Source organism: uncultured Agrobacterium sp. (assembly GCF_913777885.1).
In the GTDB taxonomy this organism is placed as follows: Bacteria; Pseudomonadota; Alphaproteobacteria; order Rhizobiales; family Rhizobiaceae; genus Agrobacterium.
In genome coordinates, this window is the sequence record NZ_CAJYTV010000011.1 from 50,508 (window position 1) to 65,455 (window position 14,948).

The 14,948-nt window shown below is 57.9% G+C and carries 14 protein-coding genes and 1 pseudogene; 5 read left to right on the plus strand and 10 right to left on the minus strand.

Features of this window, described 5'->3' with window-relative positions; genetic code table 11:
- Positions 1-2 precede the first annotated feature (2 nt).
- From QZ869_RS08745 to alr, 9 genes and pseudogenes are all read right to left on the minus strand, one after another.
- On the minus strand, positions 3-470 hold the full coding sequence (locus QZ869_RS08745; RefSeq protein WP_296019459.1) for a GFA family protein: 468 nt from the start codon (positions 468-470) through the stop codon (positions 3-5).
- Complete coding sequence (locus QZ869_RS08750) at positions 467-883, minus strand: GFA family protein (RefSeq protein WP_367115328.1); 417 nt, start codon at positions 881-883, stop codon at positions 467-469. Before QZ869_RS08750 ends, QZ869_RS08745 begins: the two co-directional genes overlap by 4 nt.
- Positions 789-1,064, minus strand: a pseudogene (locus tag QZ869_RS21765) (hypothetical protein); the annotation flags it as partial. The gene QZ869_RS08750 and the pseudogene QZ869_RS21765, both read right to left, overlap by 95 nt.
- Positions 1,065-1,228: 164 nt before the next feature.
- A complete protein-coding gene (gene cysS / locus QZ869_RS08755; protein ID WP_296104062.1) occupies positions 1,229-2,614 on the minus strand; it encodes a cysteine--tRNA ligase in 1,386 nt (461 codons plus the stop codon).
- A 210-nt stretch (positions 2,615-2,824) separates the two neighbouring features.
- Positions 2,825-3,565 (minus strand): SDR family NAD(P)-dependent oxidoreductase, encoded by a 741-nt coding sequence (locus QZ869_RS08760; RefSeq protein WP_296078362.1) that lies wholly within the window; start codon positions 3,563-3,565, stop codon positions 2,825-2,827.
- A 128-nt stretch (positions 3,566-3,693) separates the two neighbouring features.
- Positions 3,694-5,187 carry an amidophosphoribosyltransferase gene (gene purF, locus QZ869_RS08765; protein WP_296019446.1) on the minus strand — a complete coding sequence of 498 codons (1,494 nt, stop codon included), beginning with the start codon at positions 5,185-5,187 and terminating at the stop codon, positions 3,694-3,696.
- Positions 5,188-5,325: 138 nt separating this feature from the next.
- Positions 5,326-5,913, minus strand: coding sequence for a CvpA family protein (locus QZ869_RS08770; protein WP_296019442.1), 588 nt, complete (start codon positions 5,911-5,913; stop codon positions 5,326-5,328).
- A gap of 89 nt (positions 5,914-6,002) precedes the next feature.
- Positions 6,003-7,409, minus strand: coding sequence for a DNA repair protein RadA (radA, locus tag QZ869_RS08775; protein ID WP_296019439.1), 1,407 nt, complete (start codon positions 7,407-7,409; stop codon positions 6,003-6,005).
- 106 nt (positions 7,410-7,515) lie between these two features.
- Complete coding sequence (gene alr / locus QZ869_RS08780; protein ID WP_296104065.1) at positions 7,516-8,691, minus strand: alanine racemase; 1,176 nt, start codon at positions 8,689-8,691, stop codon at positions 7,516-7,518.
- Between the two features lie 80 nt (positions 8,692-8,771).
- On the opposite strand from alr, the gene QZ869_RS08785 reads away from it, so the two are divergent.
- From QZ869_RS08785 to QZ869_RS08800, 4 genes are all read left to right on the plus strand, one after another.
- Positions 8,772-9,629: an AraC family transcriptional regulator gene (locus QZ869_RS08785; protein ID WP_296081411.1), complete on the plus strand. Its 858-nt coding sequence runs from the start codon at positions 8,772-8,774 to the stop codon at positions 9,627-9,629.
- A 73-nt stretch (positions 9,630-9,702) separates the two neighbouring features.
- A complete protein-coding gene (locus QZ869_RS08790; protein WP_296104070.1) occupies positions 9,703-10,413 on the plus strand; it encodes an AzlC family ABC transporter permease in 711 nt (236 codons plus the stop codon).
- A complete protein-coding gene (locus QZ869_RS08795) occupies positions 10,410-10,712 on the plus strand; it encodes an AzlD family protein (RefSeq protein WP_296019429.1) in 303 nt (100 codons plus the stop codon). Before QZ869_RS08790 ends, QZ869_RS08795 begins: the two co-directional genes overlap by 4 nt.
- 88 nt (positions 10,713-10,800) lie before the next feature.
- Positions 10,801-12,495, plus strand: a complete 1,695-nt coding sequence (locus QZ869_RS08800; protein ID WP_296104073.1) for an ABC transporter ATP-binding protein — start codon at positions 10,801-10,803, stop codon at positions 12,493-12,495.
- A gap of 45 nt (positions 12,496-12,540) precedes the next feature.
- Here QZ869_RS08800 and QZ869_RS08805 read toward each other — a convergent pair whose 3' ends face one another.
- Positions 12,541-14,037: a replicative DNA helicase gene (locus QZ869_RS08805; protein ID WP_062425631.1), complete on the minus strand. Its 1,497-nt coding sequence runs from the start codon at positions 14,035-14,037 to the stop codon at positions 12,541-12,543.
- 419 nt (positions 14,038-14,456) lie between these two features.
- On the opposite strand from QZ869_RS08805, the gene QZ869_RS08810 reads away from it, so the two are divergent.
- Complete coding sequence (locus QZ869_RS08810; RefSeq protein ID WP_296040006.1) at positions 14,457-14,912, plus strand: MarR family winged helix-turn-helix transcriptional regulator; 456 nt, start codon at positions 14,457-14,459, stop codon at positions 14,910-14,912.
- Positions 14,913-14,948 lie beyond the last annotated feature (36 nt).

Sequence of the window (14,948 nt, forward strand, 5' to 3'; positions counted from 1 at the left end):
TCTTAGTCGTTTGTGTCATTTGCAGGCGGCCACACCATGGTGTCGTGGTCTGGATGCTGATAGGTCGTGATGGTACTTTCATCCACGCCCTGCTGTACCTCTGGCTTTTCGAACAAAGTCTTGATCCAAGGCATCCGGAGATGTGCGTTGACCTGAACCTGCGGCTCGATGTCCTGCGGATGATCGAAGGCGCCGATGGCGATCTCCACCCCGCCTGGATGATGATAGCTCAGAGGCGTGCCGCATTTGTTGCAAAAGCCGCGATGAATTTTAGCCGATGAGCGGAACAGCGTCGGTTGTCCGCGTGTCCATGTCAGATGCGCTTGATCTGCCGTGACAAGCGCACCGAAGAAATTGCCGAACTGCTTCTGGCACATGCGACAATGGCAAATTGACGGGCGTCCGAGCTTGCCTGCATGAAAGCGCACCGCGCCGCACTGGCACCCACCTGAATATCCCGACTCGCTCATCTATGCCTCTCTTGTGGCCATTCGGACGTATCGTGGTCCAGATGCTGATAGGAAACAAGGTCGGCAATGTAACTTGCCGACGTCTGATCGGCCTCGGTTTCTTCTTTCGGCAGGGAGTGAAGATGATCGACAAAGACGATCTTGTTTTCGATGCCCCACTGGATCACCGGCGGCAGGACGGAGGGATCGTCAAAGGCGCCCGACGCGATCGCCATACCATCTGGTGCCTCATAGGTGAGTGGAGTACCACAGTCACCACAAAACCCACGCTTCACGTGGTTGGAAGACCGAAACCGCTTAGGTTCGCCACGGGTCCATTCAAACGTGGCGCCTCGCACGGAAACCAGAGGCGCATAATAAGCCCCAAAAGCCTTCTGGCACATGCGGCAGTGGCAGATCGAGCTGTCCTTCAAGTCGCCCTCTACGCGAAACCGTATTGCGCCGCATTGGCATCCGCCGGTGTGGATGGTCATGGTTGCTCCTTGGGATCGAGTTTAGGATGTAGAGACAGATGTCGTGCAAACGAAGGAGCACATCGTCAATCCAGAAGCGAATGACTGTCCAGCCAATTTGCTGGAGGGTTCCAGTCCTTTGACGATTGCCGTTTGTCGAACGTCGGTTGCTTGTCGAATTCGTCTATCTCGATGAAGGGCTTATGCTGATTTCAGACGAAATCGACGATGTGACCGAAAATGGGCAGTTGTATCCTAAAGCAAATCGTCGGGTCCGTGAGCCAGAAGGACGGCGGTAGGTCCTGCCTACCGCTTTAACTCCCAGATCGTCACCCTCTCGCCCGTCTCCTTATCCTTGCCGTCCTTCAACTGAATACCCTTGGCCGACAATTCATCCCGGATCCGATCCGCCTCGGCAAAATTCTTCGCCTTCAGCATCTCCAAGCGCATGGCAACGAGCGAATCCACCGCTGCCGCAATCGCGGCATCCACTTCCGCTCTCTGCGGCAGCACGCCGAGAAGTGCTGCACTTGACGCAAACACCGGAAGCTTTTCTGGATCGGCATTCGCAGCCTGAGCCAGCGCATGTAGTGCCTGCACGGCTGCAACGGTGTTGAGATCGTCGGCCAGTGCATCGAGCACGCTCTGATCAACCTTGGCATCACCCGCGTCCGCGGCAGGCCACTTCGCCAGTAGCCGTTCTGCCTCTTCCAGACGCTTCACCGAAAAGTCGATCGGCTCTCGGTAGTGGGTCATCAGCATTGCCAGCCGCAACACGTCTCCCGGCCATTTACGCCCCCCGAAGGATTCGGTGTGGAGCAGGTCGTAGATCGTCACGAAGTTGCCGTCGGACTTGGACATCTTGCGGCCTTCGACCTGCACGAAGCCGTTATGCATCCAGACATTGGCCATGACATGCGTACCGTGCGCGCAGCGGGATTGGGCGATTTCGTTTTCGTGATGCGGAAAGATCAGATCGAGACCGCCGCCGTGAATATCGAAAACTTCGCCGAGATAACGACCGGACATAGCCGAGCACTCGATATGCCAACCCGGACGGCCACGCCCCCAAGGGCTCTCCCAGCCCGGTTCATTGTGGCTTGAAAGCTTCCACAGCACGAAGTCTCCCGGGTTTTTCTTGTGCGCATCGACCGCGATGCGTGCGCCGGCCTGCTGCTCATCCAGCGGTCGTTTTGACAGTTGGCCGTAATCGCTCATGGATTTGGTATCGAAAAGCACTTCGCCTGCCGCCACATAAGCGTGACCACGAGCAATGAGCTTCTCGATGATCTCTACCATCTGCGCGATATTGTCGGTTGCACGGGGCTCTACAGTCGGCTCAAGGCAACCAAGCGCTGCGACATCCTGATGAAACTGGTTGGCGGTCTTTTCCGTGACGGCGTGGATCGCGTCGTTCAGCGGCAGGTTCGGATAGTCGCGAAGCGCACGCGCGTTGATCTTGTCGTCCACATCGGTGATGTTGCGGGCATAAGTCACGCCATTCTCGCCATAGGCATGGCGCAGCAGGCGATATAGCACGTCGAAGACAATGACCGGGCGGGCGTTGCCGATATGAGCGTAGTCATAGACCGTCGGGCCGCAGACATACATGCGGACATTGTTCGCATCGATCGGCTGAAATTCCGATTTTTCGCGGGTCAGCGTGTTGTAGAGCTTCAAGCGCAAGGACATGCGTATTTCCTTCGGGTATCGGAGATTGACCCCACCGGAGCGTTTGTCTACGTTGACCTTTCAGGAGACGAAAACGATCTGGCCGGGTGTTAAACCAGCAAAATTCAACTCAGCAGCAGCGGCAGATCGTTATTTTCATAACTTGCTTTATGAAACGATGCCCGTTGTCGGTCAAGGGCTTCGCTTCGATATTCATGGCCGACGGCTCAGTCACTCCGGCGTGCGATAGCTCACGAACTTCCTGTCGCGGACCACATAGATCTTGCCGGTCTCTGTCAGATCCGGCGAGGCAAGCGGAATGATGGCTTGTGCCACTTCGGAAGGGTGGGGCAGGGTGTCCGGATCTTCGCCGGGCATCGCTTGAGCCCGCATTGCCGTACGCGTTGCGCCGGGATTGATGCTGTTGACGCGCAGATGGGTCCGTTCGGTTTCGGCAGCCCAGGTGCGTGCCAGTGCCTCGACCGCTGCCTTGGAGGTGGAATAGACGCCCCAGAACGGACGGCAGGAATGTGCAGCGCCGGAAGATAGAATCAATGCGCGTCCGGCATCCGACTTCAACAGAAGCGGTTCGACCGAACGGATCAGGCGCCACGTTGCGGTGACGTTGATGTTCATCACCTTTTCGAACACCTTCGCCTCGATGTGCCCCACCGGAGAGATGACGCCAAGTACACCCGCATTGGCGACGAGAATATCGAGCTTTCCCCAACGTTCATGGATCGATGCGCCCAGCGCATCGATGGCTTTCATGTCGGCGAGATCGAAAGGGACCAGCGTTGCCGTTCCACCAACTGCCTTGATGGCATCATCCAGATCTTCAAGCCCACCGACGGTGCGCGCACAGGCAATCACATGGGCGCCAGCTTTTGCCAATTCGACCGCTGTGAAATAGCCGATGCCGCGTGAGGCTCCGGTCACAAGTGCGATCCGGCCTTTAAGGTCGATGGTCATGGTCCCCCCTGAATATCTTTCGATCGTCCGCAATCTCTAAACGAGGCAGGACATGTCCTGCAAGCGGCTTCAAGGTCTGAGTGGGTCGCAAAGAGAAGCCCGCACGTTCGATGCGGGCTTGAAGAAGGTCAGCCGTTGCTGGCCAGCATGGAAATCTTGCTGCCCATGGACTCGCCATTCTTGTCGAGGAGGCGGGTCGGATATTCACCGGTGAAATAATGATCGGTGAATTGCGGACGTGCAGGGTTACGATCCTCCCCGCCTACGGCGCGGTAAAGCCCGTTGATCGACAGGAAGGCCAGCGAATCTGCGCCGATATATTTCGCCATGGCGTCGACATCTGCGTATTGATTGGCGAGCAGCTTGTCGGCCTCCGGCGTGTCGATGCCGTAGAAGTCCGGGTGGAAAATCATTGGGCTCGCTACGCGTATGTGAACTTCCTTGGCGCCAGCCTCGCGGATCATCTGTACGATTTTTACCGAGGTCGTACCGCGAACGATGGAATCATCCACTAGAACGACACGCTTGCCTTCGATCATCGCCCGGTTGGCCGAATGCTTCAGCTTCACGCCGAACGCGCGGATCTGCTGAGTCGGCTCGATGAAGGTGCGCCCGACATAATGGTTGCGGATGATGCCGTATTCGAAGGGAATACCGCTTTCCTGGGCAAAACCGAGTGCGGCAGGCGTGCCGCCATCCGGCACCGGCACGACGACATCGGCCTCGAGCGGAGCTTCCTTGGCAAGGTTCATGCCCATATTCTTGCGCGTCGTATAGACGTTGCGGCCGCCAACGACGGAGTCCGGGCGAGCGAAATAGACATATTCGAACAGGCAGAGACGTTCCGGCTGCGGCTTGTTAGGCTTGCGGGCATCGATGCTGATCGAACCATCCGGCTGGATCTCGCAGATGATGACTTCGCCGTTTTCCACGTCGCGTACGAATTTCGCGCCGATAATGTCAAGCGCACAGGTCTCGGAACAGAAGATCGGCTTGCCGTCGAGATCGCCCATGACAAGGGGACGAATACCCGTGGGGTCGCGCGCTGCAATCAGCTTCGTACGGGTCATGGCGAGCATCGAGTAGCCGCCTTCCATCTGGCGGATCGCATCGATGAAACGGTCAGCCGTGGAAGAGTGGCGCGAGCGCGCAATGAGGTGCAGCACCACTTCGGTATCGGAGGTGGACTGGCAGATTGCGCCGGTGGCGATGATCTGGCGGCGAAGCGTCAGGCCGTTGGTAAAGTTGCCGTTGTGGGCAATGGCGATGCCGCCTTCTTCCAGTTCGGCAAACAGCGGCTGCACGTTGCGCATCGCAACTTCGCCTGTGGTCGAATAGCGCGTATGACCGATGGAGATCGAGCCCGGCAGGCGAGCCAGCGTCATGGGGTTGGTATAATGGTCGCCCACCAGACCCATATGCCGTTCCTGATGGAAGCGCTTGCCATCGAACGAAACGATACCGGCAGCTTCCTGCCCGCGATGCTGGAGAGCATGCAGGCCAAGCGCCGTCAGGGCCGCCGCATCCGCGTGACCGAGGATGCCGAACACACCGCATTCTTCATGCAGCGTATCGCCATCGATAATGTCATTGAAGGTGGAATGCGAAAGCGGCTCATTCATCTGGCTTGCCTTTGCTCAGTGCCAAAAACAAAAACCGCCCCGGAGAATTGCTCTGCCGGTTTGGCCTGTCTGCTGCCTATGTCGAAGTATCTAGCACAAATAGCGCGCCTTGCATCTATTGCAAGGCGCGCTATCCGATCAATTCGCGGGCACCGGCGCCGTTGTGGCTGGTGCATCTTCTGCTGGCGCCTGCTCAGGCGTCGTCTCGGTCTTCTTGCCAAGGATGCGAGCCCGGATTTGCGGCTCGATATCATCCGGCAGAACCGCTTCCAACTTGCCGACCAGACCGTCCAGGAACGGCTTGGACTTGGCCTGCGTCACCCATTCGGGCTGCGTTTTCACATCGACCAGCCAATTCCAGAAGGCAACGGCAACGACGAGAAGAAGAAGGCCGCGCGCCGCACCGAACAGAAAGCCCAGTGTGCGGTCCAGCGCGCCGATGCGGCTGTCGATGATGAAATCGGCAATGCGCGAGGTGATGAAGGAAATGATGATGAGCGCGATGAGGAAAACCAGACCGGCAGAACCGGCAATAGCGATCTTCTCGTCATCGGTATAGTTGCGCGCGTAGGGAAGTAGCAGCGGGTAGATGTAGTAAGCAGCCGCAACGGAGCCGACCCAACTTGCGATGGAGAGAATTTCACGCGAGAACCCGCGCACCATGGCGAGAACGGCGGAGAAAAGCACAACGGCAAGAACGATACCGTCGAAAATCGTTATGGGCATTTACCAACTCCGGAGGTCGCGGCTCCCGGAAGAGAACCGCTGTGCCAGTTTGCGATCCTCTTACACTAGCCGGGTAAGCAGCGAAAGGATCAATATTCTTCTTCCTCAGCCTGTCTGAAGCGGTTGCCTGAACCGGCAATGCGCGCCACGAGATCAGGCAGGCTTTCGATCTCCGTCCAGCGCCCCTTTGAGCCTTTCGGCAATTCTGCCGATGCGGAGGGGAGAAATGCAGCAGAAAAGCCAAGCTTCTCGGCTTCCTTCAACCGCTGCGCTGTCTGGGACACCGGCCGCACTGCGCCCGAAAGGCTGATTTCGCCGAAATAGACGCAATCGGCAGGCAGGGCAAGACCGGCAAGCGAGGAAACCAGTGCAGAAGCAATCGCCATGTCCGCTGCCGGTTCGGAGATACGATAGCCACCGGCAATGTTGAGGTAGACGTCGTGCTGACCGAGCTTTACGCCGCAGTGGGCTTCGAGCACGGCAAGAATCATGGCAAGGCGCGACGAGTCCCAGCCGACGACCGCACGTCTCGGCGTGCCGAGTGAAGTAGCCGCCACCAGCGCCTGAACCTCGACCAGCACAGGACGCGTGCCTTCCATGCCGGCGAAAACCGCAGCACCCGGAGATTTTTCATTGCGCTCGCCCAGAAAGAGTTCCGAGGGGTTGGAGACCTCCCTCAAACCTCTATCCGACATTTCGAAAACGCCGATTTCATCAGTGGGGCCAAAGCGGTTCTTGACCGTGCGCAGGATGCGATAATGATGTCCGCGGTCGCCTTCGAAATAGAGCACCGCGTCGACCATATGTTCAACGACGCGGGGCCCGGCGATCTGGCCTTCCTTGGTCACATGGCCGACGAGCACCATGGTGGCGCCCGTCTGTTTGGCAAAGCGGATCATTGCCTGAACGCCGGTGCGCACCTGCGTGACCGTGCCGGGGGCGGAATCGGCGGTGTCGCTCCACAGTGTCTGAATGGAATCGATGATGACCAGATCGGGGCGCTTGCCCTCTGAAATGGTGGCGAGAATATCCTCGACATTAGTCTCAGCAGCCAAGAGCACATCGGTTTCAGCAGCGCCAAGGCGTTGCGCCCGCAGCCGCACCTGTGCCACGGCCTCTTCGCCCGACACATATATGACGCGATGGCCCTGGCGCGAGAGTGCTGCCGCAGCCTGCATCAGCAAAGTCGACTTGCCAATCCCTGGATCGCCGCCGATCAGCACCGCTGATCCGCGCACGAAGCCGCCGCCCGTTGCACGATCCAGTTCGCTCATGCCGGTCGGAATGCGTGGCGCTTCCTCGATTTCACCGGAAAGCGAGGTGAGAGTGACCGGTCGGCCTTTCTTTGGAGTCTTGCCAGGTCCTCCGCCAATTCCACCCATCGGGTCTTCTTCAACGATGGTGTTCCACTCGCCGCAACCTTCGCATTTTCCGGCCCATCTTGTGTGAACGGTACCGCAGTTCTGGCAGACGAATTGTGTCTTGGCTTTGGCCATGAATGTCAGTCTTTTCCTTGAAAGTACAGTCGGCGATCGTGAATTTCGATCCCGTTTTGTTCTCGTCTAGCACAGATCGTTGCAGCTTTCCAAGAGCCGGAAAATGTCACTCGTCGCCGATCAGATATTGCCGCTCGTAGCGCAGCCCAAGGCTCGTCAACATTTCGTAACCGATCGTGCCTGCGGCCCGCGCTACGTCGTCGACAGGCACATTCGGCCCGAACAGCTCGATATAGTCACCGGCGCGGATTTCGCGTTCCGGAACATCCGTGACGTCAAAAATGGTGAGATCCATGGTGACGCGACCGGCAACCGGCACACGGTGCCCATTGATAAACCCTTCCGCTCCGCCGCGACCCATCTCACGCAGTGGGATGCCGGAGCCGGAAAGCGAGCGTTGGTAGCCGTCGGCATAACCCACGGCGGCGATCGCCAGACGGCTTGCACGCGTCAGACGGTGGGTTCCGCCATAACTTACCGTTTCACCTTCACCTGCCTGGCGAATCTGGATGATCCGAGCTTCCGCCTTGGCGACGGGCCGCATCGGGTTCTTCATGTCGTTGACTGCTTCACCGCCATATAGAGAAATCCCGGGGCGCGTCAGATTGAAGTGGTAGTCCGGACCAAGGAATATTCCGGCCGAGGCTGAGAGGCTTGATTCGATACCTTCGAAAGCCGCGCTAACTTTGCGAAATGATTCAAGCTGCGCCTTGTTCATTGGCGAGGCGGGGGTGTCGGCGCTTGCGAGATGCGACAGGACCAGTACGGGATCGAAGCTTGCGGGGCGCGTGGGATCATCGGCCAGATAAAGCGCGTCCTCAAGTGGAAGCCCAAGCCGGTTGAAACCCGTATCCACATGCAGCGCAAAAGGATGATCGCCGCGTTCCGCAAGGGCGCTCATCCAGAAGGTAAGCTGCTCTTCCGAGGCAATGACCGGTACCAGATCATGGGCGAAGACATCGCGCTCCTGGCTTGGCCAGATGCCGGACAAAACGAAGATCCGGGCTTCCGGCGCGTGGGGACGAAGCGTGACGCCCTCGGAGACGCTGGCGACAAAGAAATCGCGGGCGCCTGTGTAATAAAGCGTTGAACCACAATCTTCGATCCCCATGCCATAGGCATCCGCCTTCACCACCGCCGCCGCCCGCGCCTTGCCGGAGCGGCGCTGCATATCGCGCCAGTTATCCGCAAGGGCTGCGAGATCGACGGTGAGCCGAACCGGCGCGGTTTCGAATGCGTCTGCCCCCATCTCGGAGATGCTATCGTCAAGGTCGTCTGTCATGGTCTTGCACCTTTTAAATGTTGCCGTGGTCTATCACTTTTGTTCAAGACGGTCATGACGGATTGGGCTAAACCCTGGCTATGCACAATGTTTCGCAGGAACAGGCCACGGAGCACATGCCGCTTTCACGCGCTGAAACCACTCGGTTTTGGCGCGACAAGCGCTTCAAAGGCATGGAATGCATGACGGCAACGTTCCTGACGCATGAATTTTCGCCGCACGCGCATGATACATTTTCAATCGGCGCCATCGAAAACGGCTCACAGATTTCGACCATCAAGGGCACGACAGAGCGCACCGGTCCCGGACATCTTTATCTTATCGATCCCGGCCAGATCCACGATGGCGCGCCCGGCGGTGACGGTTACAGATATCGAATGATCTATCCGGATATAGCACTGTTGTCGGAAGTCATCGAAGACGTGACACGCCGTGCTTTTCACGGGACACCGTCCTTTCCGAAGTTCCTGCCGCACGACCCAAAGATGGCGCAGGCTTTCCAGATTGCTCATCGCAGGCTGGACAACGGAGCAGGGGCGCTAGAGGCAGATGAGGGGATGTTCTCCGTTCTGGCTGAACTGTTTTGCCGGCACGGCAGCGCCATCATTCTGCCCGTCGAGACACGTGAGAAGACGGCCGTGTATCAGGCGCGGGATTATCTCAATGATAATTTCGACTTGGATATCGGATTGGAAGAACTCGCAGCTATGGCCGGTCTAAGCCGAGCGCATCTGATCCGCGCTTTCCGGCGCGAGTTCCACATCACGCCGCATGCTTATCTCACTGATATCCGCATTCGCCGGGCAAGACATTTGTTGCGCAAGGGCGAAAGCCCGGCCTCGGTTGCACTGGAATGCGGCTTTGCCGATCAGGCGCATTTCACCCGCCACTTCAAGGCGCGCACGGGCGTGACGCCCGGCCAGTTTCGCGCGGCCTGAAACACCAGGTCACTTTCGTTCAATACGGAAATTCGGTGGCAGCATAGATGCATCTGCTGAACAGGAGAATGATATGTTGAGCAAGACCCCGCCTGAAAAACCACAGGAACTGATCGCCGGATTGAAGGCTGCTTCGCCATTGCTCGTCGCCATGGTGCCGATCGGCGTGGTCTTCGGTGCCATCGCCGTCAGCAAGGGTCTTTCGCCTTTGGAGACCTGCCTGATGTCGCTCTTCGTTTTCGCCGGTGGCGCGCAATTCGTGGCCATGGATTTGTGGACGCATCCGGCAAGCTGGGCAGCGCTTGGCTTTGCGGCGCTCCTCGTCAATCTCAGGCACATACTGATGAGCGCCTCCATCGCCGTGAAAATGGGAAGCTTCAAACCATGGCAGCGCTGGCTCTCCATGCCGGTTCTGACGGACGAGTCCTGGGCGCTCGCAGAGTTTCGCAGTATGACCGGCCCCTTGCGTCCGGCATTCTATGCCGCCGCCGCTCTGTCCATCTATACGGTCTGGAACCTTGCGACACTCGCGGGCGCGATGCTTGGCTCCGTCATGGGCGATACCACCGTCATCGGTCTCGACTTCGCCTTTCCAGCCGTCTTCATCGTGCTGCTGATGGGATTTTGGAAGGGCCGGCAAACGGGCTTCGTTCTCGTCGCAAGTGCCGCCGCTGCCTTCCTCGCCCATCGATATGTTCCCGGCGCCTGGTATATCGCAGCCGGCGCGCTGGCCGGACTGGCCGTTGCCGCCTTCTCCCGTGACGAAGGGGAGGCGGCGCAATGAGCCTCGATCCCAACACGCTGCTGACGATCCTCGCCATGGCGTTTGCGACAGTCCTCACGCGCTTCGGCGGCCTCGTCCTGATCCGCCACGTGCATATGACGGACAGGGCGACGCGAGCGCTCAATGCTGTGCCGCCTGCGGTGCTGATGGCTGTCGTCACCCCCACAGCCTTTACCAACGGTCTTGCGGAATCCATCGGCTGCGCTGTCACCGCTCTTGCCGCCACCCGTTTTTCGCTTCTGCCTGCCGCAGGCACGGGCGTTGTGACGGTGGCGCTATTGCGCGCGCTTGGGCTGTAACATTGTCGCCTAAGGGTTGTGCAAACCAACCGGAGACGTTATGTCCTGAAGGACGACTTTCTAGTTTGTGAAAAGCGGGAGCACCGTTTTGTTCAAGAACTACAAGATCGCCCTGAGCCCGTTGCTGCAGATTTATCGACAAGATCTGAGGACTGCATGGCCCTCGATCCTCTTGCTAATCGTGACCATTCTCGCAGGCGCGTTGCTGTCTGTATCCGGCCCTTATGTGTTCTCGCGCATTATCGATGACGTGCCGAAAGAGGCCGGTCCATGGATCATGGCGTTTTCCCTTTATGCCATTCTCACGGCTCTAGCGACGGGGACACAACGTTGCACGCAGTATCTTGCCGTGATCCATTCGGAGCGGTTGGAATTTGTAGCAACGACACGTTTCTTCGAAAGGATTACGCGCAAGCACGGTACTTTCTTCACTGATCATAATCCTGCGGAGATCCAGCAAGCACAAACTCAGGGCGCATCCGCAGCTTCGATCCTGATGCAGATCGTCCTAATCTATTTCGTGCCGGGCTTCGCCAATTTTCTGTTCAGTATCATAGTTCTCGGCGCGGCGATCAGCCCCGAGTTGATCCTGATCGTTTTCTGTTACGGCGCAGTATTCATAGCACTGACAATTGCGTCAAACCGCTTCACCAGCCGTTATCTGGAGCGGGCCATCGAAGCGGGGCAGCAGAATGCCGGCTTTGTCGGCAACGCAGTCAGCATGATCGAGCCGTTAAGGCACACGGGCAGCACGGCCTGGATGCAAGAGCGCTTCGGTGAAAATGCCAGTGCGATCTATCAGAACTGGCGGCTCTACTCGTTGCGGCGTATCGGCTTCATCGCGGCACTCTCTCTGGCGCTTTGCTTCCAGCTTATGCTCAGCTTCTATCTCCTCTTGCCGCGCTATCAGCAAGGAACGATTTCCGTCGGCGATATCGTGCTGTTCAACATGCTGTTGCTTCAACTGAACATCCCATTCGAAATGATCGGGCAGTCGATCGGAGAAGCCATACGCTCTCTGGCGCGCTTCATGCCCTGCGCGCGCATGTGGTTGGAGCCGGAGGAGCCGGCAGAAGTGGCAGCCGAGCAGTCAGTCTCGCACCCGGAGACGATCGAACTTTGGAATGTCGGTTTCCGTTACGACAATGGCCGTGGCGTCAGTAACGTCTCTTTCACGGCATCACCGGCGCGCTTTACCTTCATCATCGGTGAGACAGGCTCCGGCAAATCCACCCTGTTCAAGCTGCTGCAAAAGACCATGGTGCCACAACAGGGACACATCCTTGTCGATGGCGCCGACTTGAGAGAGATCGGCAAGGACCGTTGGTACTCGTTAGTCGGGATCGTCCCACAGGAAATTCAGCTTTTGAATGACAGTCTGCGCACGAACATTGTTCTGGGTCGCCCCAACGATGAAGAGCGGCTACGCGAAGTCGCCGAGCAGGCCGCCATCCTGAAACGGATCGAAGGCATGGCGGATGGATTCGATACGATCGTCGGGGAGAGGGGGCTGAAGCTGTCGGGCGGTGAGCGCCAGCGTATCGCTATCGCCCGCGCCTTATATGGTGCGCCGTCCATCCTGCTCCTGGATGAAGCGAGTTCTGCACTGGATGAAGAGACTGAGCGGGAAATCATGGATCAGCTGCGCAAACTGGACGGTGATCTGACGATCATCGCGATCACGCATCGCCAAAGCTCCATCCGTGCGCAGGATCAGGTCGTCACCTTGAAAGCGGTTGAAGCAAGCGAATCTGTTTCTGAGCCGCCGCCGCTATCCTCTTGAAAAGACTCTGCCTGATGGCCGCCAAACCACCAGGCAGAGGCGATATCAGTGTTCTTCGTACTGACTGAAGGATGGATCGGCGAGATCAGCAAATCGGGTGAACTCGGCCTGGAAGGCGAGCTTGACGGTGCCGGTCGGTCCGTGACGCTGCTTGGCGATGATCACGTCGGCTGTGCCCTTGACCTTGTCGAAGAGCGATTCCCATTCCGCATATTTCGGGTCGGCGGGATCGCGCGGCTCCATGTTCTTGACGTAATATTCCTCACGGAACACGAAGAGCACCACGTCGGCGTCCTGCTCGATGGAGCCCGATTCACGAAGGTCGGAGAGCTGCGGGCGCTTGTCTTCACGGCTTTCCACCGCACGAGAGAGCTGTGAGAGTGCGATGATCGGAACATTGAGTTCCTTGCCGAGCGCTTTCAGGCCGGTGGTGATCTGGGTGATTTCCTGCACGCGGTTTTCGCCGCCCTTGCCGGATCCCGTCATCAGCTGAACGTAGTCGACGACCAAAACATCAAGACCGCGCTGGCGCTTCAGACGGCGCGCACGGGCTGCAAGCTGGGCAATCGAGATACCACCGGTCTGGTCGATATAGAGCGGCACCTTCTGCATCATCTGGCTGCACGCCACAAGCTTTTCGAAATCGGCTTCGGTGATGTCACCACGACGGATTTTCGAAGATGAGACTTCAGTCTGCTCGGAGATGATACGGGTTGCGAGCTGTTCGGACGACATTTCGAGTGAGTAGAAACCGACGACGCCGCCATTCTTGGCCTTATAGGTTCCGTCCGGCTGCACTTCCTGCTCATAGGCCGCGGCAATGTTATAGGCGATATTGGTGGCAAGCGAGGTCTTGCCCATGCCCGGACGTCCGGCAAGCACGATCAAGTCCGAACGCTGCAAGCCGCCCATGCGGGCATCGAGCGAATGGATGCCGGTAGAAATGCCGGACAGGTTCCCATCGCGCTCGAAGGCAGCGCCAGCCATGTCGATGGCAAGCGCCACCGCATCGTTGAACGATTGGAAGCCACCATCGTAGCGGCCGGTTTCTGCCAGCTCGAACAGGCGGCGCTCTGTGTCTTCGATCTGCGCCTGCGGCGGCATGTCGAGCGGCGCGTCATAGGCGATATTGACCACATCCTCACCGATCTGGATCAGCGCGCGGCGCAGCGCCAGATCGTAAATCGCCCTGCCATAGTCTTCTGCGTTGATGATCGAGACGGCTTCAGCGGCAAGACGCGCCAGGTACTGAGCAACAGTCAGGTCGCCTACCTTGTCATCTGCCGGAAGAAAAGTCTTGATAGTGACGGGGTTTGCCGTCTTGCCCATGCGTATGATGTCGCCCGCGACTTCAAAGATCTTGCGATGCAGCGGCTCGTAAAGATGCACCGGCTTCAGGAAGTCCGACACGCGGTAATAGGCGTCGTTGTTGACGAGGATCGCGCCGAGCAGCGCCTGCTCAGCTTCGATGTTGTTTGGCGCCTCGCGGTAAAGCGGTTCGGCGGCGGGCGCTGGGGTGATCTTTCTCACGGCGTCGTTCATGGTCTCGCGATCTCCCTTTAAAGCGCAGCGCATCCTTCAGAATGCACATGACACGCTCTAACTTTTCCATCTGCGCATTCAGCTTTGCGAAAAATCCATGTCGATTTTCTGCTGGCGCGTTGGCCTTCTGTCTGCGGCAAGCCTGCCGGTTTGAAGCGTGGCGGCGTTGTCGTCAATGACCTGAAGGCAACACTCGGTCCTCACCTTACCTAAAGAGAGGCGGGGACCCCAACATAGTAGGTTGTCCCCATTAATCCACAGGATGATTCGGACAATGCGATGAAGGCGGCGCGAATCACTCACTCTCTGCCATGATTTTAAAGCATGGCTCCAATCCACCAAAGACACTTGAATTTTAGCAGAGACCGAAATAGGTAGGGATAAAATAAGTAGTGTACTAATTATAAGGCTTAAGTACGGTGTCCCGAATTACCGAAAAAGAACAGCTGTTTGATGAGATGGCGGCCTTCAACCGCAAGCTCCGCTCGTTCTTCGATGCTCGCGTTGCTGAAAAAGGGCTGACGCTGGCGCGTGCTCGGACATTGTTTGCTCTTTCGAGAAGAGGTCCGCTGACGCAAAAGGAGCTCGCGGAAGAGTTGGAAATCGAAACGCCGACGCTCGTGCGGCTGTTGGATGCCATGGAGAAACAAAAGCTCATCGAAAGGCGTTCTGACGAAGTTGATCGGAGGGCGAAGCGAATTCACATGACAGCCTCCGGAGTACAGACATTCGAAGAAGTGGATGCGCAGGCGAAGGCCATGCGGGCAGAGATCGCGCTGGATGTTTCCACCGATGAAATCCGGGTGGCGCTCAACGTGGTCAGACGCTTGACCAACAATCTGCAGAAACTCTCGGAAGAGGAGGCGACGTCGTGAGTAATGCCATAACGTATCAGCGCGACGTGCCTCTGG

What these genes read in the sequence shown, in the direction of transcription:
- radA (WP_296019439.1), bottom strand. Translation starts at nt 7,409, where the DNA reads ATGGCCAAAGCCAAGACACAATTCGTCTGCCAGAACTGCGGTACCGTT.
- alr (WP_296104065.1), bottom strand. Translation starts at nt 8,691, where the DNA reads ATGACAGACGACCTTGACGATAGCATCTCCGAGATGGGGGCAGACGCA.
- QZ869_RS08795 (WP_296019429.1), top strand. Translation starts at nt 10,410, where the DNA reads ATGAGCCTCGATCCCAACACGCTGCTGACGATCCTCGCCATGGCGTTT.
- purF (WP_296019446.1), bottom strand. Translation starts at nt 5,187, where the DNA reads ATGAATGAGCCGCTTTCGCATTCCACCTTCAATGACATTATCGATGGC.
- QZ869_RS08805 (WP_062425631.1), bottom strand. Translation starts at nt 14,037, where the DNA reads ATGAACGACGCCGTGAGAAAGATCACCCCAGCGCCCGCCGCCGAACCG.
- QZ869_RS08790 (WP_296104070.1), top strand. Translation starts at nt 9,703, where the DNA reads ATGTTGAGCAAGACCCCGCCTGAAAAACCACAGGAACTGATCGCCGGA.
- cysS (WP_296104062.1), bottom strand. Translation starts at nt 2,614, where the DNA reads ATGTCCTTGCGCTTGAAGCTCTACAACACGCTGACCCGCGAAAAATCG.
- QZ869_RS08770 (WP_296019442.1), bottom strand. Translation starts at nt 5,913, where the DNA reads ATGCCCATAACGATTTTCGACGGTATCGTTCTTGCCGTTGTGCTTTTC.
- QZ869_RS08760 (WP_296078362.1), bottom strand. Translation starts at nt 3,565, where the DNA reads ATGACCATCGACCTTAAAGGCCGGATCGCACTTGTGACCGGAGCCTCA.
- QZ869_RS08785 (WP_296081411.1), top strand. Translation starts at nt 8,772, where the DNA reads ATGCACAATGTTTCGCAGGAACAGGCCACGGAGCACATGCCGCTTTCA.
- QZ869_RS08745 (WP_296019459.1), bottom strand. Translation starts at nt 470, where the DNA reads ATGAGCGAGTCGGGATATTCAGGTGGGTGCCAGTGCGGCGCGGTGCGC.